Origin of the sequence: Gordonia sp. DT101 (genome assembly GCF_049844895.1) — a bacterium.
Lineage (GTDB): Bacteria > Actinomycetota > Actinomycetes > Mycobacteriales > Mycobacteriaceae > Gordonia.
In genome coordinates this window covers 66,195-90,783 of the sequence record NZ_JBNCLX010000007.1, presented here as the reverse complement: position 1 = coordinate 90,783, position 24,589 = coordinate 66,195, and the positions used below count along the sequence as shown (strand labels likewise).

Genomic DNA, 24,589 nt, shown 5'->3' with positions numbered 1-24,589 from the left:
GGCGTGGACCCGTCGCCCGCCACCACACGCGGTGGAACGGCACCTGCAATCTGTCCGCATGACGTCAGATCCTGGCGCGATCAAGGAGTTTCACCGATGACTGTGACCCGACGTTCGTTTCTCACCGGCGCAGCCGTGGCCGGTGCTGCGAGCCTTCTCCCTGCCACGGCCACCGCGGCCCCCGGCGCCGGTCGCGGCGTTCGGCTGACCCGGGAGAATCATCGGGCGATCGTCGTGGGGTCGGGATTCGGTGGCGGGGTCACCGCCCTGCGACTCACCGAGGCGGGTGTTCCGGTCCTGATGCTCGAACGCGGAAAACGATGGCCAACGGGCCCCAACTCGAACACCTTTCCGCTGGCGACCGCCCCGGACAAGCGTTTCCTGTGGCACAAGTCGACCGGCCAGATCCTCGGCACGAAGTTCGAATTCGAGCCCTATCTGGGTCTCGTCGATGCGGTCGTCGGAGACAACATGACGGCGCTGGCCCCGGCAGGCCTCGGCGGTGGATCGCTGGTCTACCAGGGGATGACGCTGCAGCCCGCCGAGCACGTGTTCAACGAGTACCTGCCCGAACAACTCGACTGGCAGACTCTGAACCGGGTGTACTACCCGCGGGTGGCCCGAATGCTGCAGATCGAGACGGCGCCCGACGCCCTGATCCGTAGCAAGAACTATCTCGCCGCACGTGTGTTCGCCCGGAACGCGCGCCGCGCGGGCCTTCCCGTTTCCAAGATCCCGATGCCGATCGATTGGAATTACGCACTCGCCGAGCTCCACGGGAAGATGAAGCCGTCCTACACCAACGGCGCCGGTGCCATGGGGGTGAACAACGGCGGCAAGCACAGCGTGGACGTCACCTACATCAAGGCGGCGGAGGCCACCGGGCTACTGACAATCGAGACGATGCATGAGGTCACCGACGTCGCTCGCGCGGCGAACGGCCACTGGCAGGTCCACGTCGACCGCACGGATCTCACCGGCAAGGTGCTCGAACGGAAGATCCTCACCACCCCGACCCTGGTCATGGCCGCGGGCAGCGTGCACACCACCCGACTGCTCGTGCGAGCTGCCGCCAACGGCGGTATCCCCGATCTGCCCGACGCCGTCGGACGCGGATGGGGCACGAATGCCGACCGGATCTACGTGTGGAACAGCCCTACTGACGCCTTCGGTACCGAGCAGGGCGGGCCGGTGGTTTACGGCTCGCTGAACTGGAAGAACGCGAGCACGGCACACACGGTCATCCAGGCAGCCATCCCGCCGATGCCCATCGACGCACACAGCACCATGATGGTCGGCTACGGCGTCAGCCGGGATCGCGGACATTTCGCCTTCGACTCGGGGCGCGGCGATGCCTTCCTGAAGTGGCCGAAGAACGGCGATTCCAAAATCCACCTCAACAGCATCGAACCCACCGCCAAACGCATCGCCGGGCCGACCGGACGACTCATCGATACCAACGCCGTGGTCAACAGCACGTGGCACAGCCTGGGCGGTGCGTGCATGGGATCTGTCTGCGATCTCGACGGCCGGGTGCACGGCCAGCGTGGCCTGTACGTCATCGACGGCGCGCTGCTGCCCGGTACCGCGGCCGCCTGCAACCCGTCGATGACCATCGCGGCGCTCGCCGAGCGCGCCCTCGACAACATCGTCGCCAAGGACGTCGGGACGACCATCTGATCGGGATCGGGCGAAAGGGGAAGGGCGGGAATCACACCTCCGCCCCTTCCAACTTATAGCGCGGCCCCGGGCTTGCCGCAAGGGCGGGGGTGCCGGGCACAATGGTTACCTCCCCACCGCCGGGGAGATGGACCACCGCCGCAGCGGGAGCAGCCGTCACCGTTGACGGCGTCGAGATGTGCACGCGCATAGGGCAATCGCCACCCGACACTTCCCCGACCGGCGGCCTCACCGACCTCCGGAGTCGCCACACATGCCGCCCAGCACCACCAGTGCGTTCGACCTGACCCGTCACCCTGCCAAAGCCAACCCGACGCTCATCGCCGACGACGAGCGGCACTTCGCCGCGATGGCCCGCAGCCTGGAGCAATCCATCGCCGACCTGTCCGCGCGCCTCGACGTCCTGCGTCGGGCACCCGGAGGTCACGGGCGCCAGGCGTTGGACCGCGACCTCGAGGTGCACCAACTCGGCAAGCGGTTGCGGACACTGCGTCGTTACAGCCTGGACCTCTGCCTCGGCCGGGTGATCATCGATGGTGACGAGCCCCAGTACATCGGCCGGATCGGCCTGACCGACGCGACCGGCCGTCAACTGCTCATCGACTGGCGCACGCCCGCCGCGGCACCGTTCTTCGCCGCGACCCACGCCGACCCGATGGATGTGGTGAGCCGGCGGCGATACCGGTGGGCGCACGGCCGGATCAGCGACTACTGGGACGAGGTGTTCTCCACCGACGGTCTCGACGGTCATGTCGTCCTCGACGACGACTCGGCATTCATCGCAGGTCTCGGCGCGAGCCGGTCACCGCGGATGCGTGACGTCCTCGGCACGATCGCCGCAGACCAGGACGCCATCATCCGCGCGAGTTCACGTGGTGCACTCGTCGTCGACGGCGGCCCAGGGACCGGGAAGACCGTCGTCGCGCTGCACCGTGCGGCCTACCTCCTCTACGCGGATCCGCGTTTCGCCGGCAACCGGGGAGGCGTGCTCGTGGTCGGACCCCACGAGCCCTATCTCGCCTATGTCGCGGATGTGCTCCCTGGCCTCGGCGAGGAGAGTGTGCAGACCTGCACCCTGCGTGATCTGTTACCCGAGGGTATGTCGGCGTCGGACGAGACGGATCGTGAGGTTGCCCGCCTCAAGGCGTCGGTGGATATGATCGCGGCGATCGAACCTGCTGTCCGGTTCTACGAGGAACCACCCACCGATCCCCTTCTGGTCGAGACGCCGTGGTCAGAGGTTTGGGTCACCACTGCCGACTGGGCGGAGGCGTTCGGGGCTCCTGAGCCGGGCACCCCGCACAACGAGGCCCGCGACGAGGTGTGGGAGTCGCTGGTCTCGATCATCCTCGACAAGCACAGCGGCGGCGGCGTGCCGGCAGCCCGACTGCGTAAGTCGTTGGCGCAGAACGATGAGCTGGTCACCGCCTTCAACCGCTCCTGGCCGATGCTCGAAGCGACCGATCTCGTCGGCGACCTGTGGTCGGTTCCGGCTTACCTGCGCATGTGTGCTCCCCACTTGTCTCCCGGCGAGGTTCGGACGCTGCAGCGCGGGATTCCGCACGCGTGGACGGTGTCGGATCTGCCTCTCCTGGACACTGCGCGCATGCGTCTGGGGGACGCGACAGCTTCGGTCCGTCGACGGCGGCGTGAGTCGGTGCTGGCCGCGGAGCGGGAGCGGATGGATCAGGTGGTGACCGATCTTCTCGACGCCCACGCCCATGACGACGGCGAGGGGGTGATGCCGATGCTGCGCGGCGCGGACATGCGCAACAGCCTCGTGGATGACACCGCCTCTCCGACAATGGATACGGATGCACTCGCCGGCCCGTTCGCCCATCTCATCGTCGACGAGGCGCAGGAGCTGACCGACGCGGAATGGCAGATGCTGCTGTCCCGCTGCCCTTCTCGAAGTCTCACCGTGGTCGGTGACCGCGCCCAGGCGCGGCACGGGTTCACCGAGAGCTGGCAGGAGCGGCTCGAACGGATCGGGGTCCGCGAGGTCACCATGGCATCCCTGTCGGTGAACTATCGGACACCGGAGGAGGTCATGGCCGTGGCCGAACCGGCCATCCGCGCGGAGCTCCCCGACGCGAATGTGCCCACGTCCATCCGTCGCAGCGGCATCCCCGTCGTCGAAGGCCCCGCGGCCGAGCGCGACGCGATTCTCGATCGATGGCTGGCCGCACACGACGAGGGAACCGTCTGTGTCATCGGCGATCCCACGTTCGTCGAGCGTCCGCGGGTGCGGTCCCTCACACCCGAACATACGAAGGGGCTCGAGTTCGACCTGGTCGTCATCATCGATCCAGAGGGGTTCGGGAGCGGCATCGAAGGTGCGGTCGATCGCTACGTCGCAATGACGCGGGCCACGCAGGAGTTGGTGATCCTGCGTGGCACGTCATGAACGACCGGACGCGCGATGCTGGCCACGTGAACCAGGTCGACAGCTACTGAACCAGGTCGAGGTCGTCGGGTGTGAGGATTTCGACTGTGATTCCGTCGTGTACGAGTCGGGTGAAGCGCATGGGTCCGGCGTATCGGTAGTGGGGTGGGGCCACTTCTTTTGGGCGCGTGGGGGTGTCACCTGAGAGTCCGTGGTTTCGCAGGTGGTGTCGGAGGGTGTCGGCGATGCGGTTGCGCCGGTTGATGCGTGGTGGGTTGGGTGGTCCGGTGCCGTTGGTGTTGCGGGTCCAGGCGGGGCGGCCGGCGTCGGGTCCGTCGGCGACGATGTGGGTGGTGAATTGTCCGGGTTTGTGTCCGACCATGCGGTTGTGGGTGGGACAGGCGGCGGCGAGGGCGTCGATGTCGGTGCGGCCGCCTTCGGCCCAGTCTTGTTCGGCGTGGTGGATGTCGGTGTGGCTGAACGGCATGTCGCAGTCGGGGTGGGTGCAGTGGGCGCCGTCGCGGGCGAAGAGCGCGAATCGTTGGGCTTGGTTGGCGAATCGTTTCGCGGTGCCCAGGTGCAGGATTTCGCGGGTGTGGTCGGCGAACACGGCCAGGTGTAGGTCGGCGTGGGCGGCGAGTTCGACGATGTCGGCGATGGGCAGGGAGGCGCCGGTGGTGGTGTGGCCGAGGCCGGCCCGTTCGCGCAGTTCCTGTTCGGTGATCGCGATGATCAGGTGTGGGGGTAGTCCGCGGTGGCTGGCGCCGAGTCCACCGCTTGTCAGGATGTAGTCGAGCAGGGCGCGTAACGCGTCGTGGTTGCGTTGTTCGGGGGTGCGGGCATCGCGGGCGGCGGCGGCGGCGAGGGTGTCGGGGTCGGCGTGTTCGCGTTGTCCGGTGGGTGATTGCTTGTCGTCGGGGTTGTTCATGCCGGGGGCGGCCCAGGCGGCGAGGACGACGTCGAACATGGCGCGGGTGGTCGGGTCCAGGGTGGCGGTCAGGCGGCTGAGTTGTTGGGCGTCTTGTTTGCTCAGTAGTAGGCGGCGTTGGCGGGCGCGGTCATGCTGGTCGGTCACGGTGCCGTCGGGGTCGAGGTGGCCCAGGATGCGGGCGCCGAGGTCGGTGAGGGTTTTTGGGGAGAAGTCGCGAGCGAAGTAGGCCAGACTGGCCTCGGCCGCCTCCACCAGATCGGGTGCCACCGCGGCCGGGATGCGTGCCATGGCGTTCACGATGGTTTGGACGTGGTCGGGTCCGATGGCGCCTTCGGCCAGGGCGGCGGCGGTCTGCGGGTGGCGTGGTGCCAGTAATTCGCCGTGCAGGTTGTACATCTGCGAGACCGCGGCCATCTGTTCTTTGCGGTGGCGCAGGTCGCCGATGCGCAGCTTTTCGGCCATGAAGTTGTGCAGTGAGCGGTAGCCGGCGGTGGTGTGGGCGTCGCGGTCGCAGACATCCATGACTCGGCGGTGTCCGATCGAACTCATCCGCCGGGCGGCACGTTCGTGTTCGACGGCCACCGCCACCAGATCGGCGGGCGAGGCGCTGGTGGTGTCGACGCCGGCGATCCGGTCGAGCAGGTGATGGAACTCGCGGTAGAGCTCCACCACATTCTCACCGGCGGGCAGATCCCCGACCGAAGCCGCGGCGGCCGTGGCCAATTCGGCCTGTCGGTCGAGCAGTTCGTCGTGACTGCGCGGATGATGTTGCTGAAACATGCCCTGCGGCAACCACTGGCCGGCCACCGCCGCCACATCCACGTCCTCGCCACCGTCATCGATGGCCACATGACCAGGGTCGGACTCGCTCATGCGGCGGACCCCCGATCCGATTCGTTCGAACAGATGTTCGAAGTCTAACCGGATTCGAGGCGCCCGCGCAAGAGCTTCAGTCAGTCAATGTTCACGCGCCGCATGCCCCCACCCGGTCACCGCTCCGCAGCGTCGAGTTCGGCAAACGTGTCGGCAACCCAATTCGCGACGAAGTCGCTCACATGACCGAGATCATCGAGGCCGATGTGTTCGGCACCGCCCTCATCCGCGGTGAAGATGCGCAATTCGCGCTTGGGGCTGTTGGTGGCCTGATCGAATGAACGTCGCGCCAAGTCGACCGGGATCTGTCGATCATTGGCGCCGTGTGCGATCAGAAAGGGGACGTCGATCTTCTCCACGACCCCGTCGAGGTGGATACCGTCGGCCATCTCTAGGAAGGCATCGAGGTCGGTCTCGCCCCAGACCCACATGACGTGATCCCAGTAGTGCGGCACCGGGCGCTCTCCCTCGCGCTCGACACGGCGGCGTTGCACCTGCCCCCAATTGTGGTTGGCACCCCAGGCGACGCACAGCGCGAGCCGCTTCTCGAATGCGGCGGCACGCGGCGCGTAATAGCCGCCGAGCGACCAGCCGACGATACCGATCCGCGAGGCGTCGATGGTGGAGTCCGCCTCCAGGAAATCGACGCACGCGGCGGCCCATTCCTCGGAGTTCACCTGCGAGGTGAGCCCCTGCTTGCGCAGTGCCTCACCCGATCCCGGGGTGTCGACCATCAGGGTCGCGATACCGCGCTCGGCCAACTCCTGGTTGTGCTCCGAGACATACATGTGCTCCTTGGTGCTGTCCAGACCGTTCCACTGGATCATCACCGGGGTGGGCCGGCCGTCGGTGGTCGCGGGCTTGGTGATGTATGCGGGGAGAGTGGTGTCGCGGAAGGGGATTGCCACACGACGTGTCAGCGGGTCGTTCAGCTCGAAGGACAGCTCCATCAGGTCCAGGCACCGCTGATAGGTCGCCTCCCGTTCCGGAGTACCGGCCTGCTGCATACGTTCCGCTGTGATCAGGTAGTTGGCGGCCCGCACATACGCCTGCCCGGCTGTGCGCGCGTGCCCCTTCTTGGCGTCGTCGTCGGCGGCGGACACCAGCTGATCGACCATCGCCGTCCATGAGTTCAGGAAGTCGACGGTGCCGACGTCCTCGTTGCCCTTGGCGATGTCGAGGAGGGGGCGGCAGGCCCGGTCGACCTCGTCGATCCGTCCGCCGCTGTTGAGCGCGCCGACCACCGCGAAGTTCCATACGTAATTCTTGCCGGTGAAATATTCGAACATCGTCTACTCCTGGGTGTGGTGGTGAAAGATTTTGCTGTGGAGGTGGTCTCGATACGCTCGCTCGTACCTCGCGGGCTACTCGACCAACGGTGGGGTGGGCCGCTCGTTCGCGGGCTACTCGACCAACGGTGGGCCGCTCGTTCGCGGCCAGTCGACCAGCGGGGGGGAGCCGCTCGACTGCGAGCTACTCGACGTGCGGCGAGCTCACCTGATGGCCATCGGGTTGATCGGCGACCCGACGGCGCCGGTGATCGGCAACGGGGGCGCCACGAGCATGAACTCGAAACGACCGTCCGCGCGGCATGCGGCGGCGAGTCCGTCGAGGTTCCACATCTCGCCGATATAGAGCCCGATATGGGGGATCACCACCTGATGCAAAGGCTGGAACGCGACGTCGAACTCGTTCGGGCGCACCTCGAATCCCCACGTATCCGTGGCGATCCCGGCGATGTCGTGCTCGCGCAACCAATCCGCGGTGGTGAACGACAGACCCGGGGCAGGCCCTCCGGCGTACTCGCCCCATCCGTCGCGCAGGGCACGGGTGAGCTGGCCGGTGCGCACGCACAGGAAGTCGGCTCGACCGACGGCCGAATCGGCTCCCTGCGCGGCGATGGTCCGGTCTAGATGCTCGGGCAGGATCGCGAAGCCGTCGGGTAGTTCCCCGTCGTCGCCGATCGCCCGCCCGACATCGAGGAGCACCCCGCGGCCGACCATGCGCTCGGCTGCGGTCTCGATGCCGGTGACCCGATCGCCTTCGGAGGTCACCACCTGACCGGATCGCCTGCCGTTCCACGCCCGACCGTGATCGAAGATGTGGCCCAGCCCATCCCACTGCGTCGAGCACTGCAGCGGCATCGCGATCACGTCGTCGGCCCCACCGAGGCCGTGCGGGAAGCCCTGTATCCCGGCCTCTGCCTCGATGCCGGTGTCGAGCATGGTGTGCACCGGATTGGTGCGTCGTCGCCACCCCTTCTGCGGACCGTCCATGTCGAACGGCAATGCAAGACTGAGTGTTTCCCCGGTTCGCACCAGACCAGCCGCCCGCAGCCGGTCGGCGGCGGTGATGTGGTTGAGGGTGCCGTGGACGTCGTCCTCACCCCACCGGCCCCAGTTGGAGTTCCGAGCCGCCGCAGCGGCGATCGCGCCCTCGGGGTCGGTTCGATCCAGAACCGTCGACGATGGCCGGGTGGTCTCAGCGGTCATGTGCCATTCCTCTTGTCGTGGTCAGCGGCTGTCCGGCGTGCTCGGCCCGACGACGTTGCTGATCTGTGGTGCGTGGTACCGGCAGCGGCACTCCCGCGGGCCGTGGCGAGCCGATGGTGTTGCGCAGAGTTCCGATGACCTCGACGGTCAGCTCCACGACGTCACCGGGCTGCAGAGGCAATGGATCGAGAGTGCCGCGGCGACCCCATAGCTCGGCCAGACACCCCCCGTTGCCGATGGTCCCGGAACCCAGCACATCACCGGGCCGGACCGCGCTGTCCCGCGAGGCAAAAGCCACCATCGCCGCAAACGACCAGCCCATGTTGGCGGTGACGTCGGAACCGATCTCCTCGCCGTTGACGCGCACGGTGCAGGCGAGGTCCAGAAACCCGTCGTCGTCGACGTGATCGGTGAACTCGTCGGCGGTCACGATGACCGGGCCGAGCGAGTTCGCGAAATCCTTGCCCTTGGCCGGACCGAGTCCGATCTCCATCTCCCGTCGCTGCAGGTCACGCGCCGACCAATCGTTCAGGATGGTGTAGCCGAAGATGAGATCGGCCGCTGCCTCGACGGTGACGTCGCTGCCCGTGGTACCGACGACCGCAGCCACCTCGAGCTCGAGGTCGAGTTGTTCGGAGCCACCCGGGGCGCTGACAACGGCGTCCGGCCCGACCACCACATACGGATTGGTGAAGTAGAAATGCGGTGCATCACACCAGGCATCAGGTACACCGCCAACCTCTTGCATGGACGCTCGAACACCTTCGACATGCTCGGCGAACGCGACGAAGTCCCGGATGGTGGGCGGCTGCAACGGTGCCTCGAACGCAACATCCGAGTGGCCGATGCGACGGCCACGCGCAACGGCGCGAGCACCTTCGGCCAATGCACCGTCGAGACCCTGCCCGATCACGTCGAGCATCTGCCTGCCCTGACCGAGGAGGTGGACGGCGTCGTCGGTGACCACCGCGGCGCTCGTGTCGCCGTCTACGGTGACGGTCGCGAATCTCATGCTGTTGTCCTCTCTCTGACGAAGTTGTCGTGAAGTCGCGTCACACCGGCGGCGCCACGAACAGTCCCTTGTCCGGATCGTTGAAGGACCGGCTCGCGACGAATTCGTTCATCGCATTCGCGGTGCCCCACTGGTCGGCAACCTCGGGCCGGGTGAAGTCGAGCAGGTGCGGATGCCACGTGTCCTCATCGAGGATCTCGAGTTCGGTGGTGTACTCCATCGTGTTCCCGTTGGGGTCCAGGAAGTAGGAGAAGGTGTTGTTGCCGGCCATGTGTCGGCCGGGGCCCCAGATCTTCTCGGTTCCGGACCGCAGCAACCGCCCGGTACCTCTCATGTACTCGTCGATGCCACGCAACTCGAACGACGCGTGGTGCAGCGCGACGTGTGGCCCGCGCGCGATGGCGAGCGAGTGGTGCATCGCGTTGGTGCGCAGAAACCACATCATCCGGCCCATCCGGGGGTGCATGAGTATGTCCGACACGCGGAATCCGAAGTGGCGTTCGTAAAAGGCGACCGTCGACTCGGGGTCCGGGGTGTTGATCACGACGTGCGACAGTTTCACCGGGATGGATTCCCCCGCTTCGATCTTGCGGTGCTCGCGGACAGCCACATCCGCGGAGATCTCGATCGTCCTGCCGTCGACGTCGAAGAAGCGGAAACCGTAACCGCCGCCTGGTGTCTGCAGCGTGCCGGGTTCACCGATCAGGTCGACACCGGAGCGTCCCAGGCGCAACGCGAGATCGTCGACGGCCTGGTCGTCGGCGGCGCCGAAGGAGATGAGGTCGAGACGCTTGTCCGCGGATCGGCGAACCCGTACCGCGTACTTCTCGGGCGATCCTTCGGCGGCCAGATAGGTGACGTCACCGTCGGTGCCGACCTCGGAAAGGCCCCAGTTCTGGGTGTAGAACTCGACCTGCTTGTCGTGGTCTGGTACGGCGATGCCGATGTGACGCAGATGGGTGAACGCGTACTGCGAGGGTGCGTCGGGGTCGGTGTCGTGAATGGTGTCCGTGGTCATGGTGAGCTCCAGATCATCAGTAGCAGAAGTAAATCAGGCGGGGATGGTGAGCATCGCGCCGATCCGGTGCATGAGGCCGGGGACGTCGCCCTGTTCGTGGTCGAGCATCCAGCGCCCGAGCTGGACCGAGGAATCGACGACGGTCTTGGCGCGCTCGAGCCGGCGGTCGGTGAACTCCTGCCACATGACATCGTCGAGGTCGTGGTGCTTCCCGACCACGTCGGCCAGCACCGCGGCATCCTCCAATGCCTGTGCCGCACCTTGAGCCAAGGTGGGCGGACAGCTGTGCGCGGCATCGCCGATCAGCACAACCCGACCCCGATGCCATGGGCCGTCCACCACGTGGGATTCGAAGCGGGTGTAGTTGATGCGGGAGGTATCGGTCATTCCGGCGCGGATGTCGTCCCAGGGTCCGTGATAGTCGGCGGCCAACGTCCGCATGGTCTCGAGGGCCTCGTCCGGTGTCAGCGCACTGCGGTCCTGCGCATCTTCGACCAGGTAGGCGTACAAGGTGTCCTGACCCGTCGGGCAGTATCCGGCGATGTAGCAGGTGCCCCCGTAGGTCAGGTCGGTACGAGTCACCGATTCCGGCCGCGGCGCGAAGACCCGCCAGATGCCCATCCCAGTGCTCTGGGGTTCGACGTCGATCCCGATGTGGGCTCTTGTCCAGGACCGGAGACCATCGGCACCGACCACGAGGCCGTAACGGCCGTTCGTCTGGTCGTCGAATGTTGCGGTCACGCCGGTGTCGTCCTGATCGAGTGCGTGGACGCAGACCCCGAACCGCGCCTTCACTCCGAGGGACGCGGCACGCTCGAGCAGAATTCGCGCGAGTGTCGGCCGGTACATACCCATGGTCGCCGGCAGGTCCTCACCTCCGGTGCGAGCATCGGGCAGTTCCGCGAGCAGGGTTCCGTCGGGCGCCCGGAAGCCGAGCGTGTCAAAGCAGTAGCCGTGTGACCTGGCCTCGTCCCAGACACCCAGGTCACGCAAGACGCGCAAGGCATTGCCCTGCAGCGTGATCCCCGACCCCAGCGCCGACACATCGGGTTTGACGTCGACGAGGTCGACGTCGATCCCGCGCTCGGCGAGCAGGATCGCGGTCGCGGTCCCGGCGACTCCGGCGCCGATGACGAGAACGTTCAGTGGTGACATCGCTGCAACTCCTGTTGGTGTGGTGCCAACCACATTGAGGCGCCGGTCACTATTTGGGAACACCAAGTTGCCGATAAGATATATAGCCATGAGTGATAGTGGTGTGCACGCAGGGACGACGCGGCAACTGCGCAATCTGGACCTGAACCTGCTGGTCGCATTGGAGGCACTGCTCGATGAGCGCAACGTCTCGCGAGCCGCGGAACGTCTGGGCGTGAGCCAGCCGAGCGCGAGTGCCGCCCTGGGACGACTGCGCAGGCACTTCGACGATCCGCTGCTGAGGCGATCCGGAAATCGCTACGAGCTCACGCCGCTGGCAGCTCATCTGAGACCGCTTGCCGTCAGTGCGATCCAATCCGTGCAGCGCGTGTTCGACGCCGCCCCGACCTTCGATCCCGAAACCGCCGACCGCACGTTCACGCTGGTGGTGACCGACTACGGTGCGCTGCGGGTGGGCGAACCGCTCGCTCGCCTCTTGCACGAACGAGCACCAGGCGTGCAGTTACGTCTCGAGCAGAACACGCCCTACGCGGTCGATCACGCCGACGACACGCTCCGCGCCGTCGACGGCATCGTGATGCCACACGGATTCATCACCGGCATGCCCGCGATCGATTTCCCGACCGACGACTGGGTCTGCGTCTGTTCGGCGGACAATGCCGAGATCGGGGACCAGCTGACCCTCGACGACCTGAGGCGGTCGCCGTGGGTGGTGACCTTTCACGGCCCGACCGCATTCACTCCGGCCTTGCGTCAACTCCAGATCCTCGGCGTCGAACCGAGGATCGACGTCGTCGTCGAATCCTTTCTGGCCGTGCCGTTTCTGGTCACCGGCACCCGACGAGTCGCCCTTCTGCAGAAGTCGCTTGCCGAACGCCTTCGACCGATCGACGGCGTGCGGGTGATGCCGTGCCCCGGCGATATCGCTCCGCTGAAGGAAGCGCTGTGGTGGCATCCGATTCACACTGCGGATCCGGCCCATGCGTGGTTGCGGGGTGTGGTCGAAGAAGTAGCGGGGCGCTGACACGTCGCACTGCCCATAGACCGCCTCGATACCGCCTATCAGGTATCAAGCCTTCCCCGACGTCGGCGATTGCAGCGATCCTGAGTGCCGATCAGGAGGACTCGATGACAGATCTGACAGGCCGGACCATCGTGGTGACGGGTGCCGGTGGCGGCATCGGCGCGGCGATCGGCCGGCGGATCGCCGCCGCGGGTGCGCGAGTCGTCGGACTCGACTCTGCCCGGAGCGATGGTGTGCGTGCCTTCGACGTCACCGATCCGAACCTCTGGGCCACCCTGTCCGACGAGCTCGGGACCGATGGGGTCCATGGACTGGTCAACTGCGCGGGCATCACTCGCCGTGCACGCTTGGACGCCGTGACGGTCGACGACATGAGCGCCGCGTACTCGGTGAACGTGATCGGTCCCATGCTGGCGATCCAGGCGCTGTCGCCGCTGATGCCGCCGGGCTCCTCCATCGTCAACATCGGCTCGATCGCCGCCCTCACCGCTCATTATCCGGTCGCGTACACGACGAGCAAGTGGGCGCTGCGGGGACTCACGCATACTTCAGCACTTGCCCTCGGCGAGAAGGGAATTCGCGTGAACATCGTGCATCCCGGCTTCATCGACACCTCGATGACCGCATCCGCACCGACCGAGTTCCGTACATCGTCGATCGCCGAGACCGATCTCGGCCGGGCGGGTACCCCCGACGAGGTCGCGGGAACCGTCGAGTATCTCCTGGGGGATGCCGCCACGTATACCACCGGTGCCGAGATCACGGTGGACGGCGGCGCGACGTCGCACGGCGGCGTCAAGTCGATCTCCGATGCCCTCCTGCGTTCCGCGCGATGACAGCGTCGCGCGGACGTCTGGGCGGCAAGGTCGCGGTGATCACCGGAACCGCAAGCGGGCAAGGCCGCGAGGCCGCACAGCGATTCGCGGCCGAGGGCGCGACCGTGTATCGATGCGACATCGACAGCGTGCGCGGCGCCGCGACCGTCGACCTGGTGACCGCCGCGGGCGGGACGATGGTCGGTACGCACCCGGTCGATCTGACCGATGAGGACGCGGTCTCCCGCTGGATCACCGGTATCGGCGAGATGACCGGGCGCATCGACATCCTTTATGCGAACGCCGGATTCGCCACCTTCGCCCCGATCGAGCAGATCACCATCGAGGAGTGGCATCTCGTGATGTCGCACGAGGTGGATCTGGTGTTCCTGCCGGTCAAGCACGCGTGGAAGTATCTGTCCGCCAGTAGATCCGGCTCGATCATTCTCGTCGGCTCGACGGCCGGGGTCACAGGATCGGTCACCAACACCCGTCTGGCACACACCGCGTCGAAGGGCGCCGTGGTCGCGATGACGAAACAGATTGCGGCCGAGGGTGCGCCGGTCGGCATCCGTGCCAATTGCATCAGCCCGGGAATGATCCGCACAGCTCAATCGGAGGCAACGCTTCTCGACGATCGCCACCCGATGCACCAGATAGCTTCGGCCATCCCGCTCGGACGGATCGGCACCCCTGCCGACGTCGTCAACTATGCGGTCTTCCTCGCGTCAGACGAATCCGGGTATGTCACCGGAACGAATCTCATGATCGACGGCGGCTGGTCGGCGGTGCTCCCACACTGATCCCGGCCGTTGACGGACACCTTCCGAAACGACTCTGGCCGCACCCCATGTTCCGAGAGGAACAGAAGGTGCGGCCAGTCAGTCGAGGACTGTCGCGCGGCTCGGGTCAGTACGCCGAGTTGACGTTGTCCATTGATCCGTAGGTCTGCGCTGCGTAGTTGCAGGCGGCGACGATGTTCGAGACCGGGTCCCACACGTCGAACTTGGTGCCCTGCACGTGGTAGGTGGCGAAGGTCGGATCGATCATCTGCAGCAGCCCCTTGGACGGGATGCCTGCGGCGGCATTCGAGTCGTACAGGTTGATGGCCTGCGGATTGCCGGTCGACTCGCGCATGATATTCCGCATGATCCCGTCATAGCTGGCCGGAATGTTGTTCTTGGCCAGGATGTCGAGGGACTGGCGGACCCAGCCGTCGAGGTTGTTCGCGTACACAGGCGCGGGCGCCGGGGCAGGGGCAGGCGCCGGCTTCGGTGCCACCACAGGTGCCGGAGCAGGCGTCGGCGCTGGCTTGGGCTTGGTCGCCGTGCTGGTGTCGGCCACCGCTTCGATGCGCTTGTCCGACGCGGCTGCGGCGGCATGGTGCTGCTTCTCTGCCTGAGCGGGCTCGGCGTTGCTGATCGAGCCGACGGTGACCACCGCGGTGACCGCGAGGGTGGCAGCGCCAACCGCGTGAGCGAAGCGCTTACGGGACATGCTGCGGGCATGCTTCAACGATGTGGAGATGACGAACATGAGATTGGATTCCTGATGCGTTGTGCGGCCGGTCTGTCGGCCGACAGCGGACAACCTCCGACGCGCGAGAGCGCACCGGCAACGTGGATGCCGCTGTGAATGGACTTGTTCTGACTGCGGGACGATGCCGTCCCGGACGCATGACGCACCGACCCATCCGGATTCAGGGTCTGGCCCGAGCTTCGCTCAGACGGCCACGGTGGCGGTCTTGGCCCCGATAGCCGACGCGAGGCCGCGGGTTGCGCATGCGGGCTTGATCCGCATAGCTACTCGACTTTCTCGTGCTGCACAGACTCAACGTCTGTTGTCGTGGCAGATCACAGATTGATATACAAACCTGAGAAAAGCCCAAATACGGACACCGAGAAGACGCCTCATGCGCACCACCGGCCCGTGACACCCTGTGCCAAAACCCTATGTGCGCTGGTCTTTCATCGATTCAGAGGCGCGTGAGCCGTCTCACAAATCCTGTCAAGAGAAAACGCCGATTCGAGGCGGATTCGTTACCAATAGCCGGCGTCCATGCTCTCGCCGATGGCCGCCGTCAGCTCTGCTGCGGCAGCGCTTGCATAACTCTGGTGACCCGTGCAGCGGCATCGAGCACGCCGTCCACTTTTTCGTCGAGCGCCGCCCCCCTGAACGACTCGACTCGGCCACCGATGCTGATCGACGCCACCATCGCTCCGGCACGGCCGAAGATGGGCGCAGCCACGGCAGCCACTCCGGCCAGATAGTCAGAATCGCTGACCGAGTACCCGGCGTCCCGCACGCCGTCGAGATGCGCGGTGAGGCGATCGACGTCGGTGAGAGTCCGGTCCGTGAATGCCTGCAAACCATTGCGAATCCATTGCGCGCGAATCTCCTCCGAGTTGGCGAGCATGACGATCGGCCCGGCGGCGGCGTGGTAGGGCATCACCGATCCGATGTTGATCCCGGCGACGATGAGCGGATTGTTGCCCTCGAGCCGGTCGATGCACACAGCTCCCTGATCCGCAGGGACCATCAAATACGCGGTGTCTCCGAAGGCTTCGGCCAACTGGACCATCAATGGCCTTGCCGCCGAACGGATGTCCAGCTTGATCAATGCTGCCGACCCGACCTCGAACACCGGCATCGCAACCCGATACGCGCCCTCGCCGGTCCGATCGACCCAGCCGGCGTGGATCAATGTCGCCATCAGGCGATGGACCGTGGTCTTGTTCATGCCACTGGCCGCGGTCAGTTCGTTCAGCGTCCACACCGGGCGGTCGGCACCAAAGTGCTCGAGCAGCGCGCAGGCCTTCAGAACAGCTCCTACGACTTCCCTGCCGGCGTGTGATTCGGGCTCGATTGGCGAGGCCACTGACGGTGCTCACTTCCGTTGGACGCAGATCGGTGTCGACATCATACGAACAGAGTCGGAACCGAATGGGTTGACATGTGACCCATGCCACCTTACCGTCCATATCGAGATGCGAAACGCATTCCGCATTACGAAACGGAGACGATCACGTTGGACACTCCAACTCTCAAGGACCTCACCTCGCGCGGCATCGTCTATGCACCCGGAGTGTGGGACGGGCTGACCGCCCGTCTCGCCGACCAGGCAGGATTCAGCGCCCTCTGCGCATCTGGATTTGCCATCTCCGCGGCGTTGGGCCTCCCCGACGCCGAGCTCTATACGATGTCCGAGAACCTGCAGGCCGTCCGGACCATCGGGGAAGCGTCACAGTTGCCCCTGGTCGCGGACATCGACACCGGGTACGGCAACGCGGTCAATGCGGCGCGGACCGCCGGAAAGTTCGTCGATGCGGGAGTACAGGGAATGTTCATGGAGGACCAGGTCTCCCCCAAGTCATGCCCGATCTGTGTCGGCGACCCCGTCGATCTCATCAGCGTCACCGAAGCGACCGGCAAGATCCGAGCGGTCCGCGACTCGATCCCGGATCACGTCCTACTCATCGCCCGTACGGACGCCCGCGGCGACGATGCCATTCGGCGTGCACAAGCGTATGTGGACGCGGGAGCGGACATGATCATGCCGGTCACCAAGACGTTCGAGACCATCGACGAATGGGAGCGCTGCCACAACGAGGTGGGCGTGCCGCTCATGGCCACGCTCACCGCATCGACCTGGACCGAACGCGACTTCACGCCCGAGGTCCTCGACCGGATCGGTGTCCGCCTCGCCCTGCTCCCGACCCAGGTGCTGATGGCGGCCACCGGTGCGGCGCGAGAAGCACTCCGGCGACTCGCCTCGGGCGAACCACCCGCCGAGGTGAGCAAGGACGCTCTCGCGCACCATGAGTTCGTCGAACTGATCGGTTTTCCCGAGGTGGAAGCCATGCAGCGCAAGTACCTTCCCAGCGAAGCGAGCCGGTGATCGCCATGGGCCAGACGATGACCGAGAAGATCCTCGGACGCACCACCGGAAGGGAGTCGGTCCGCGCCGGCGACAACCACGCGGTGCGCCCCGCGCGGATGATCGCCTACGACTTCCCCGGCTACACCGACGTCATGTTCCGGCAGATGCGCGATGATTTCGGCATCACGGAACTGGCCGATCCGGATCGCTACATCGTGTTCATCGACCACATGTTGACGAAGAAGAACGACAAAGAGGCCGAGGTTCATCAGGTCACCCGCGACTGGTGCGAGTTCTACGGCATCGAGCTACACGAGGGACGCGGCATCGGCCACCAGCTGACAGCCGAACTCGGACTGGCGATTCCGGGTGATTTCTTGGTGCACTTCGACGGTCACATCAGCGGGGTCGGAGCGTTCGGCGCCCTCGGATGGGGAATTCGCCGTGATCTCATCGAGGCCTGGGTCACCGGGCAGTTGTTCGTCGACATTCCGGCGACGACGCGATTCGATCTGATCGGCGAGTTCCCGCCCGGCGTGGACAGCCGCGACCTCGTTCACTCGATCATCGAATTGGTCGGCGCCGACGGGTGCGCCCATCAGGTGATGGAATTCGGTGGGCCGGGAGCGAAGTCGATGAAGATCGACCACCGGCAGGGGCTGTGCGGCATGGCGATGTTCACCGGGGCGGTGTCGGCGATCTTCGAACCCGACGAGACCTCTTTGGCATATGCGAGAAGCGTGGCACGACGTGATTTCGAGCCCGTTCATCCCGATGCCGACGCCTCCTACGCGGCACGACACACGATCGATCTCGCCACCCTGACACCTCGCGTCGTCGAACCGGGTTCGGCCCGCGTCGCGAACACCAAGACGGCGAAGGAACTCGCGGGCACGCCGATCACGAAGGCCTTCATCGGCTCGTGCGCAAGTGGTCGAATCGAGGACTTACGCGCGGCTGCAATGGTTCTCGATGGACGAACCGTGGCACCCGGGGTGGAGCTGAACGTTGTTCCGACATCTCAGCGGGTCTACGAGCAAGCCGAAGAAGAAGGGATCCTCGATGTGCTCCGCGCCTCGGGCGCGAACATCGCGGTTTCCAGCTGCGACTTCTGCTTCGGCTATCAGAAGCCCCTGCAACCCGGAGAGAACTGCATCTCGACCGGCGTGCTGAACATTTCCGGCCGTATGGGGAGCTCGGACGCCAACATCTACATGGGCTCACCGTTCACCGTCGCAGCGAGCGCGCTGCGTGGCTCGATACAGGAGTCCGTGCAATGAGCGCCTATCCACCGCCCCCGGACATCATCGAGGGAAAGGTCGCCTGGATCTTCGGCGACGACTTCGACATCGACCTCGTGGTCGGGGTCTCCAACATCAAGTCGTACGACCCCGATCATCTCCGGTCGGTGTGTATGAAGGCCTATGACCCCGGGTTTGTCGATCGAGTTCGGCAGGGCGACATCATCATCGGCGGTCGCAACTTCGGGTATGGGCATCCTCACTACCCGCCGATGGTGGCGCTCCGCAACGCAGGCATCGCGGCCATCGTCGCGGAATCGTTCTCACCCGGCTTCTGGCGCGGTGAGACATTCAACGGGATGCCGCTCGTCACGATCCCCGGCGTATCGACCGCCGTGGCGATCGACGATGCGGTGACGCTGGATTGGCGCGCCGCCACATTGCGTACGTCTGACGGCGCCGAAGTGGTCGGCACGCCGCCGAATGCCCGAACCGTCCAGGTCATCGAGGCCGGCGGCTCGTATGAGCTCCTACTCGCCGAACACTCCCGCGAACATCAAGGACAGATGCAATGACCAACGTAGAGCAACCCATTCGCACCCACGGGGGTGCCGGCGAGCCTGCCGGTGGGATGTCGCCGCAGAGATCGAAGACGATGGCCCGGCGTGCTGCCATTGCCGGCGGCGTCGGCACACTCATCGAGTACTACGACTTCGCGGTGTACGGATTCCTCGCCGTCACCATCGCGCCACTGTTCTTCCCCTCGGAATCTTCCGGTGCATCGATCCTGGCCACCCTTGCCGTCTTCGGTGTCGCCTACGTCGCACGCCCACTCGGCGGCATCTTCTTCGGACGGCTCGGGGACCGGCGCGGACGCCGGTCCGCCTTGGTCATCACTGTTGTCTGCATGGGCGTCGCGTGCGGCATCCTCGGCGTACTGCCCACGCACTCCTCCGTCGGCGTGATCGCCCCGATACTGCTGGTGATCGTGCGACTCGCACAAGGGTTCTCGGCGGGCGGCGAGGTCGGCGGCGCGGCCACCTACATCGCCGAATCCGCGCCGCCGAACCGCCGCGGATTCTTCGGTTCGTTCACACCGATCGGGTCGACTCTGGGTTTTGCCGTCGCCGCGTCGGTCGTCGGCATCGTCGCCTTCCTCACGACCGACGAGCAGATGGACGCATGGGGTTGGCGCATCCCGTTCCTGCTCGCGCTGCCCCTCGCACTGATCTGCCTCCGTGTGCGATTGAAGCTGGAGGACACCCCCGAATTCGAGGAGATGGCCGACAAGGAGGAAGTCACCAAGAGTCCGCTCCTCGATGTCCTCAGGAAGAATCCGGTCTCCGTTCTCCAAGTCGTGGGCGTGGCGATCGCGATGAACGGCTCGGGCTACATCGGATTGACGTACTTCAGTGTCTATCTCATCAACGATCTCGGCTTCTCGAAGGATGCTGTCTACTGGACATCCGCGATCAGCATTGCCTTGGCATGCGCCACGTTCCCTCTCAGTGGGATGTTGACGGACAGGTTCGGGCGCAAACCCGTTCTGGCAGGGGGCTATATCGCCTATCTCGTGATAGCGGTGCCGGCGTTCATGATCTTGGGCGCCACGGCCAGCGTCGTCGTCGTCGGGTTGGTGTACTTCGTGTACATGGTCCTCAACGGTGTCGTCCAGGTACCGGCGTTTCCGATGTTCACCGAACTGTTTCCGCGCACGGTCCGATACACCGGCGTGTCATTGGGATTCAACATCGGAACCATCGCCGCAGGCGGGACCGCGCCCTATGTGGCTGCTCAGCTGGTCGAATCCACCGGAAGCGGTATGTCCCCGGCCTACTGGGTGATCGGCGTGTGCATCATCGGACTCCTGACCGTTCTGACGATCCGCGAAACCGGCAAGACCGCACTCCCGACGTGACCCCGGACGACCGAAGTCTGAGGCACCGGTACACCTGCCGGGCAACCTGGAGAAGAAGATGAGCAGTGACATGACACCGGACCATGAGCCACCGTGGTTCGCTCTCTACCCGAAGGAACTGTCTCCCGGTCTCGAGCCGCGTTTCGCCACTCTCACCGAGGCGTGGGAGTGGCGCGTGGGCGAGGAACCCGACGCGGCGGCTCTGGTGTATTTCGATGCGGTCCTCAGTGTCCGAGAGACCGACGCGCTCGCCGATGCGCTGGCCGCCGTGTTGTCCGAACGCGGAGTGTGCCACGGCGACCGGGTAGGCATCCACCTGCAGAACATCCCCCAGTACGCGCTCATCCTGATCGCGCTCTGGAAACTGGGTGGGGTCGCATTGTTGCTCAATCCCATGTACCGGGGCCGCGAGCTCACCACCCTGCTCGCCGACGCCGAGCCCGTCGGGATCATCACCACCGACCGCGACGTCGAGGGTGTGCGCGAGAGCGCCGCCGGGACACCGGTTCGGTGGGTGTTGGGTACGGCCGAGTCGGATGTTCAATCACGCAACGATCCACGGGTTTTCCGGCCGGGGATGGCCGATACCGCACGCTCCGACAATGATTTGATGACGTTGATCGGCGAGCGGATCGGAAGCCGCCCACCGAGGGTCGCAGTGAGCGGCGACGATCTGGCGTTCCTCGCCTACACGTCCGGCACGACCGGACCACCGAAGGGTGCGATGAACTCGCATGCCAATGTGCTCGCGGCGACGACGAGTTTTGCCGGAATCGCCGGTATCAGACCCGGCGACGTCGTATTCGCACTCGCACCGCTGTTCCACATCACCGGAGCGGTCATCATCGGTTCGCTGGCATTGTCCGAGCAGACCGCGCTGGTGTTCACCGGGCGCTTCCAGGTCGACACCGCGCTCGACGCATTCCGCGAACACTCGGTGACCTACACCATCGGCTCCATCACCGCATTCATTGCCATGATGAACACCGAGCACGCCACCGCAGCGCATTTCGCCACCATCAAGGCACTTTTCAGCGGGGGTGCTCCCGTTCCGCCCAGCACGGTCACCAGGTTCCACGAACGTTTCGGGCCATACATCCACAACGCATACGGGATGACGGAGACATCGTCGGGAGTCATCGCGGTACCTCCCGGAACCAGCGCTCCCGTCGATGAGACCAGTGGAACGCTGTCGATCGGTGTCCCGCTCCCTGGCGTCGAAGTCCAGATCGTCGACACCGACGGCCGTCCGCTGCCGCCCGGCGGACAGGGCGAACTCGTCCTCATCGGACCACAGGTGATTCGCGGATACTGGCGCAACGCGGACGCATCGGAGGCAACCATGCCTGCAGGTCGGCTCCACACCGGAGACAGCGCGATCTCTGATGCGCAGGGCTGGATCTACCTTGTCGATCGGATCAAGGACCAGATCAACGTGTCGGGTTACAAGGTGTGGCCGCGCGAGGTGGAGGACGTCCTCTACGAGCATCCCGCAGTACTCGAGGCGGCCGTGGTCGGGATCCCTGACGAGTATCAGGGCGAATCCGTCGCCGCGTACGTCTCCCTCAAGGACGGACAGACCGCCGACGGCGACGAGCTCGTGACTTTCGCACGAGATCGACTTGCGCCTTACAAAAGACCCCGAGCTGTGCAGATCATCGCGGAGCTGCCGAAGACGCAGTCCGGAAAGATTCGACGGCGGGCGCTGCGCGACACGGAGTCCACCCCGACCTGACGTCGACGACCGGGTAGGTGCGATCTGCTTCGACACGGACATGTTGCGGGCAGGTCTGATCGACAAGGGGATCCCGACCGATCAGCGTTATTGGCTGCGTGTCTGGGCCGGCCGCGGCCTGTTCTGGGTCTGGGTCTGGGGTGACCAGGCACTGCCCTTCGTACTCGACGGCTCTCCTGTCGGCGGCGTCGCCACTGCACCTGCTCATCGGGGGCCCGGTACCCTGGGTACGCACCCCGGCGCGGCGTGCGTTGACGGCCCTCGACGACACCCCTGATCGCCGGGACCGATGGTGTTCACAGATCTGTTGCGCGGGTCCGTTCCGGTGGCGGACCGACGAATTCGAGGTCGAGATCGGCGGCCGCGGCGGCGAGTTTTGCCATCATGTCGCCGGGGTTGATCAGTCCCTCGGTATGCACCACGTCGTCGGTGTTCTCACCGGTCACGTCGAAGAACTTCTCGAAGACATCCGAGGTGAGCATGCCGAGCATCTTGGTGTTGTGCGCATCGAAGGCGAAGCTGTGGATGGTCCCGGCAGGCGCATGTAGATAGTCCCCGGCGGTCAGCAATGTCTCGACACCGTTGGCGTACAACCAGACTCGGCCGGACATGACAAAGAAGTTCTCGGTGTGCTGCCGGTGGAAGTGCTGCGGTATGTACGGGAGTTTGCCACCCAGCGTCAGTACCGAGAAGTATCGGCCGCCGGTGGTGCGGCCGCGGGCACCGTAGGCATTGATGGAGTCGGGCCACGCACGACGATCCCCGGTGTGCGCGCGCAGGAAGTAGCCGTCGACGCCGTCGGGCAGGACCTCGTCCCACGCGTCACTCGCAGAGACGAGAGGCAGATCGTGCAGCAACGCGGCAGACGGTGCGAACAGTTGCTCCGGCGATTGACGCACACCGGCCGTTCCATCAGCCGAATACACCCGGGACGCCACCTCGCCTCCCGAGTTCGCCAGTGCATCAAGCGCTCCGCCGGGTGCGGACCAGAACAGGAGTTTGGTCATGTGGCCGAGCATCCGGTAGGCGACGGGGGTGCCGGGTGGGACGTGAACGGAGTCTCCCGGGGTGAGGATGCGGCTCTCGCCCGGCAGCCAGAACTGGACGCACCCGTCGAACACGTAATAGGAGCGCTGATGATCGGGCAGGCTGTGGAATCCGGCTCCCGCACCGCGCGGGCCGAGAATGAAAGCGGCATCGAATAATCCGCCAGTGTCGGCAGCGCGGGCGATGACCGTCCACAGCTGATTGTCGACCTCGTACCGCAGCCCCTCCCCACCGGCGAGACGGTAGGGAACGGCCTCTCCGGGCAGGGCATCGATGACGGGGGCGAGCTGGTGGATGGCGCTGAGGTCTGCCGGGGAGGTCATCTGTTGTCTCCTGAGTTGATGGTGGTCTGGTCGGTGCTGATGGCGAGGTGTCGAGTGAAGAAATCACCGATGTCGTCGAACCCGAAGTGGGTGCGCTCTTCGGTGCGTTCCGGCCCTCGCGCCGACAGGTGGCGGGCCGGCGCAGGTCCTTCGGAATCGAGCCGCCCATTGTCCATCACCGGCGGGGATGGGACGTCAGATCTGTTGGGGGGATTGAGGAATCCATGCTGGTAGTCATCGACCAGGTACAGGTCGACCTCGACTCCCGCCTCGGCGAGCGCCTCGTACAGGAGGAGGCTGTGCTGGTGGTCGACCAGCACGTCGCCCGTGCCATGGGAGATCTGGAACGGCGGGGCGTCGGAGGTGACGAAGTAGAGCGGGCTGGCGTCCCGCGCGGCGACAGGAAGGTCAGCCGGGTCACCACCGATCAGTCGGCCCTCGGGCGTCTCGGCCGCCGACGTGACTCCCGGCAACGGCACACCCGGCGCGACATCACCATCGACCAGAGTCGACGGCCCGTACGATTCGGCGACGGCCTGCACAGCTGCATCCCCGTCGGCAGCGTCCTCCCCGGGTAGCTCCGAGACCGCGGAGAGCAGGCCGGCCAGTGTGGCGAGGTGCCCGCCGGCCGATGCGCCCCAGACACCGATACGGGCGGGGTCGAGTCCGAGTTCCCCGGCATTCATGCGGAGATGACGAATGGCAGCACGCACATCATGGAGCTGGGCCGGGAACAACTCATCGCCGGACAACCGGTAGTCGATACTCGCCATGGCGAACCCGCGCGCACAGAAGTGGCCGCTCAGATCCGGGCACAGCGTCCGGTCGCCGGTGAACCAACCGCCGCCATGGACGAACACGATGACCGGCGCGGGTATGGACTGCGCCGGTCTGACCAGATCGAGGTGTAACTCGCCGGAGGCACGCCGTGCGTAGATCACGTCGCGATGGTGGGGGGACTCAATCGTGGGACTCACGCCGTCCAGTCTGTGAGCAGAGCCCGATCGGAGTCCACATGGAAATGTCACATGATCATTCGGGACAGCCTCATGATCGATG

20 protein-coding genes are annotated in these 24,589 nt (G+C 65.5%); 10 read left to right on the top strand and 10 right to left on the bottom strand.

The window, feature by feature from the left end; translation table 11 throughout:
- Window positions 1-96: 96 nt before the first annotated feature.
- Window positions 97-1,680 carry a GMC family oxidoreductase gene (locus ACLQ3I_RS21510; RefSeq protein ID WP_425792881.1) on the top strand — a complete coding sequence of 528 codons (1,584 nt, stop codon included), beginning with the start codon at window positions 97-99 and terminating at the stop codon, window positions 1,678-1,680.
- A 253-nt stretch (window positions 1,681-1,933) separates the two neighbouring features.
- Entirely contained in the window at window positions 1,934-4,087 is a 2,154-nt protein-coding gene (helR, locus tag ACLQ3I_RS21505; protein WP_425804616.1) for an RNA polymerase recycling motor ATPase HelR, read from the top strand.
- Between the two features lie 43 nt (window positions 4,088-4,130).
- Here the strand turns inward: helR and ACLQ3I_RS21500 are convergent, their stop codons facing one another.
- The 6 genes from ACLQ3I_RS21500 to ACLQ3I_RS21475 form a co-directional block, all read right to left on the bottom strand.
- On the bottom strand, window positions 4,131-5,870 hold the full coding sequence (locus ACLQ3I_RS21500) for a DUF222 domain-containing protein (protein WP_425804614.1): 1,740 nt from the start codon (window positions 5,868-5,870) through the stop codon (window positions 4,131-4,133).
- 116 nt (window positions 5,871-5,986) lie between these two features.
- A complete protein-coding gene (locus tag ACLQ3I_RS21495; RefSeq protein WP_425804611.1) occupies window positions 5,987-7,159 on the bottom strand; it encodes an alpha/beta hydrolase family protein in 1,173 nt (390 codons plus the stop codon).
- Between the two features lie 204 nt (window positions 7,160-7,363).
- The gene (locus ACLQ3I_RS21490) at window positions 7,364-8,362 is read right to left on the bottom strand and encodes a cyclase family protein (protein ID WP_425792885.1); all 999 of its coding nucleotides are present in this window, start codon (window positions 8,360-8,362) and stop codon (window positions 7,364-7,366) included.
- Window positions 8,352-9,374 carry a fumarylacetoacetate hydrolase family protein gene (locus tag ACLQ3I_RS21485; RefSeq protein ID WP_425804608.1) on the bottom strand — a complete coding sequence of 341 codons (1,023 nt, stop codon included), beginning with the start codon at window positions 9,372-9,374 and terminating at the stop codon, window positions 8,352-8,354. The genes ACLQ3I_RS21490 and ACLQ3I_RS21485 overlap by 11 nt, the downstream gene beginning before the upstream one ends.
- A 40-nt stretch (window positions 9,375-9,414) precedes the next feature.
- Complete coding sequence (locus ACLQ3I_RS21480) at window positions 9,415-10,392, bottom strand: VOC family protein (RefSeq protein ID WP_425804605.1); 978 nt, start codon at window positions 10,390-10,392, stop codon at window positions 9,415-9,417.
- A gap of 33 nt (window positions 10,393-10,425) precedes the next feature.
- Window positions 10,426-11,637 carry an FAD-dependent oxidoreductase gene (locus ACLQ3I_RS21475; protein WP_425792888.1) on the bottom strand — a complete coding sequence of 404 codons (1,212 nt, stop codon included), beginning with the start codon at window positions 11,635-11,637 and terminating at the stop codon, window positions 10,426-10,428.
- Between ACLQ3I_RS21475 and ACLQ3I_RS21470 the strand changes: the two genes are divergently transcribed.
- From ACLQ3I_RS21470 to ACLQ3I_RS21460, 3 genes are all read left to right on the top strand, one after another.
- Window positions 11,636-12,571, top strand: coding sequence for a LysR family transcriptional regulator (locus ACLQ3I_RS21470; protein WP_425804602.1), 936 nt, complete (start codon window positions 11,636-11,638; stop codon window positions 12,569-12,571). The two genes, ACLQ3I_RS21475 and ACLQ3I_RS21470, sit on opposite strands and share 2 nt — an antisense overlap.
- Before the next feature lie 104 nt (window positions 12,572-12,675).
- A complete protein-coding gene (locus tag ACLQ3I_RS21465; protein ID WP_425792890.1) occupies window positions 12,676-13,407 on the top strand; it encodes an SDR family NAD(P)-dependent oxidoreductase in 732 nt (243 codons plus the stop codon).
- Window positions 13,404-14,189 carry an SDR family NAD(P)-dependent oxidoreductase gene (locus tag ACLQ3I_RS21460; RefSeq protein WP_425804599.1) on the top strand — a complete coding sequence of 262 codons (786 nt, stop codon included), beginning with the start codon at window positions 13,404-13,406 and terminating at the stop codon, window positions 14,187-14,189. The genes ACLQ3I_RS21465 and ACLQ3I_RS21460 overlap by 4 nt, the downstream gene beginning before the upstream one ends.
- Before the next feature lie 106 nt (window positions 14,190-14,295).
- Here the strand turns inward: ACLQ3I_RS21460 and ACLQ3I_RS21455 are convergent, their stop codons facing one another.
- Window positions 14,296-14,922 (bottom strand): transglycosylase SLT domain-containing protein, encoded by a 627-nt coding sequence (locus ACLQ3I_RS21455; RefSeq protein ID WP_425792892.1) that lies wholly within the window; start codon window positions 14,920-14,922, stop codon window positions 14,296-14,298.
- A 544-nt stretch (window positions 14,923-15,466) separates the two neighbouring features.
- A complete protein-coding gene (locus ACLQ3I_RS21450) occupies window positions 15,467-16,264 on the bottom strand; it encodes an IclR family transcriptional regulator (RefSeq protein WP_425804596.1) in 798 nt (265 codons plus the stop codon).
- Between the two features lie 144 nt (window positions 16,265-16,408).
- Here ACLQ3I_RS21450 and ACLQ3I_RS21445 point away from each other — a divergent pair, with 144 nt between their 5' ends.
- The 5 genes from ACLQ3I_RS21445 to ACLQ3I_RS21425 are packed head-to-tail and all read left to right on the top strand — an operon-like array spanning window position 16,409 to window position 22,160.
- Window positions 16,409-17,284 carry an isocitrate lyase/PEP mutase family protein gene (locus ACLQ3I_RS21445; protein ID WP_425793457.1) on the top strand — a complete coding sequence of 292 codons (876 nt, stop codon included), beginning with the start codon at window positions 16,409-16,411 and terminating at the stop codon, window positions 17,282-17,284.
- 5 nt (window positions 17,285-17,289) lie between these two features.
- A complete protein-coding gene (locus tag ACLQ3I_RS21440) occupies window positions 17,290-18,546 on the top strand; it encodes a 3-isopropylmalate dehydratase large subunit (protein WP_425804593.1) in 1,257 nt (418 codons plus the stop codon).
- The gene (locus tag ACLQ3I_RS21435; protein WP_425804590.1) at window positions 18,543-19,082 is read left to right on the top strand and encodes a 3-isopropylmalate dehydratase; all 540 of its coding nucleotides are present in this window, start codon (window positions 18,543-18,545) and stop codon (window positions 19,080-19,082) included. The genes ACLQ3I_RS21440 and ACLQ3I_RS21435 overlap by 4 nt, the downstream gene beginning before the upstream one ends.
- A complete protein-coding gene (locus ACLQ3I_RS21430; RefSeq protein WP_425804587.1) occupies window positions 19,079-20,425 on the top strand; it encodes an MFS transporter in 1,347 nt (448 codons plus the stop codon). Before ACLQ3I_RS21435 ends, ACLQ3I_RS21430 begins: the two co-directional genes overlap by 4 nt.
- Before the next feature lie 58 nt (window positions 20,426-20,483).
- Window positions 20,484-22,160: a class I adenylate-forming enzyme family protein gene (locus ACLQ3I_RS21425; protein ID WP_425804584.1), complete on the top strand. Its 1,677-nt coding sequence runs from the start codon at window positions 20,484-20,486 to the stop codon at window positions 22,158-22,160.
- A gap of 296 nt (window positions 22,161-22,456) precedes the next feature.
- Here ACLQ3I_RS21425 and ACLQ3I_RS21420 read toward each other — a convergent pair whose 3' ends face one another.
- Together ACLQ3I_RS21420 and ACLQ3I_RS21415 are read right to left on the bottom strand one after the other, a co-directional pair.
- Entirely contained in the window at window positions 22,457-23,530 is a 1,074-nt protein-coding gene (locus ACLQ3I_RS21420; RefSeq protein WP_425804581.1) for a quercetin 2,3-dioxygenase, read from the bottom strand.
- Window positions 23,527-24,507 (bottom strand): alpha/beta hydrolase fold domain-containing protein, encoded by a 981-nt coding sequence (locus ACLQ3I_RS21415; RefSeq protein WP_425792899.1) that lies wholly within the window; start codon window positions 24,505-24,507, stop codon window positions 23,527-23,529. The genes ACLQ3I_RS21420 and ACLQ3I_RS21415 overlap by 4 nt, the downstream gene beginning before the upstream one ends.
- Window positions 24,508-24,589: the final 82 nt, after the last annotated feature.

Coding starts and splice junctions, on each gene's coding strand:
- ACLQ3I_RS21510 (WP_425792881.1), top strand. CDS start 97: ATGACTGTGACCCGACGTTCGTTTCTCACCGGCGCAGCCGTGGCCGGT.
- helR (WP_425804616.1), top strand. CDS start 1,934: ATGCCGCCCAGCACCACCAGTGCGTTCGACCTGACCCGTCACCCTGCC.
- ACLQ3I_RS21500 (WP_425804614.1), bottom strand. CDS start 5,870: ATGAGCGAGTCCGACCCTGGTCATGTGGCCATCGATGACGGTGGCGAG.
- ACLQ3I_RS21495 (WP_425804611.1), bottom strand. CDS start 7,159: ATGTTCGAATATTTCACCGGCAAGAATTACGTATGGAACTTCGCGGTG.
- ACLQ3I_RS21490 (WP_425792885.1), bottom strand. CDS start 8,362: ATGACCGCTGAGACCACCCGGCCATCGTCGACGGTTCTGGATCGAACC.
- ACLQ3I_RS21485 (WP_425804608.1), bottom strand. CDS start 9,374: ATGAGATTCGCGACCGTCACCGTAGACGGCGACACGAGCGCCGCGGTG.
- ACLQ3I_RS21480 (WP_425804605.1), bottom strand. CDS start 10,392: ATGACCACGGACACCATTCACGACACCGACCCCGACGCACCCTCGCAG.
- ACLQ3I_RS21470 (WP_425804602.1), top strand. CDS start 11,636: ATGAGTGATAGTGGTGTGCACGCAGGGACGACGCGGCAACTGCGCAAT.
- ACLQ3I_RS21475 (WP_425792888.1), bottom strand. CDS start 11,637: ATGGCTATATATCTTATCGGCAACTTGGTGTTCCCAAATAGTGACCGG.
- ACLQ3I_RS21465 (WP_425792890.1), top strand. CDS start 12,676: ATGACAGATCTGACAGGCCGGACCATCGTGGTGACGGGTGCCGGTGGC.
- ACLQ3I_RS21460 (WP_425804599.1), top strand. CDS start 13,404: ATGACAGCGTCGCGCGGACGTCTGGGCGGCAAGGTCGCGGTGATCACC.
- ACLQ3I_RS21455 (WP_425792892.1), bottom strand. CDS start 14,922: ATGTTCGTCATCTCCACATCGTTGAAGCATGCCCGCAGCATGTCCCGT.
- ACLQ3I_RS21440 (WP_425804593.1), top strand. CDS start 17,290: ATGGGCCAGACGATGACCGAGAAGATCCTCGGACGCACCACCGGAAGG.
- ACLQ3I_RS21435 (WP_425804590.1), top strand. CDS start 18,543: ATGAGCGCCTATCCACCGCCCCCGGACATCATCGAGGGAAAGGTCGCC.
- ACLQ3I_RS21430 (WP_425804587.1), top strand. CDS start 19,079: ATGACCAACGTAGAGCAACCCATTCGCACCCACGGGGGTGCCGGCGAG.
- ACLQ3I_RS21425 (WP_425804584.1), top strand. CDS start 20,484: ATGAGCAGTGACATGACACCGGACCATGAGCCACCGTGGTTCGCTCTC.
- ACLQ3I_RS21420 (WP_425804581.1), bottom strand. CDS start 23,530: ATGACCTCCCCGGCAGACCTCAGCGCCATCCACCAGCTCGCCCCCGTC.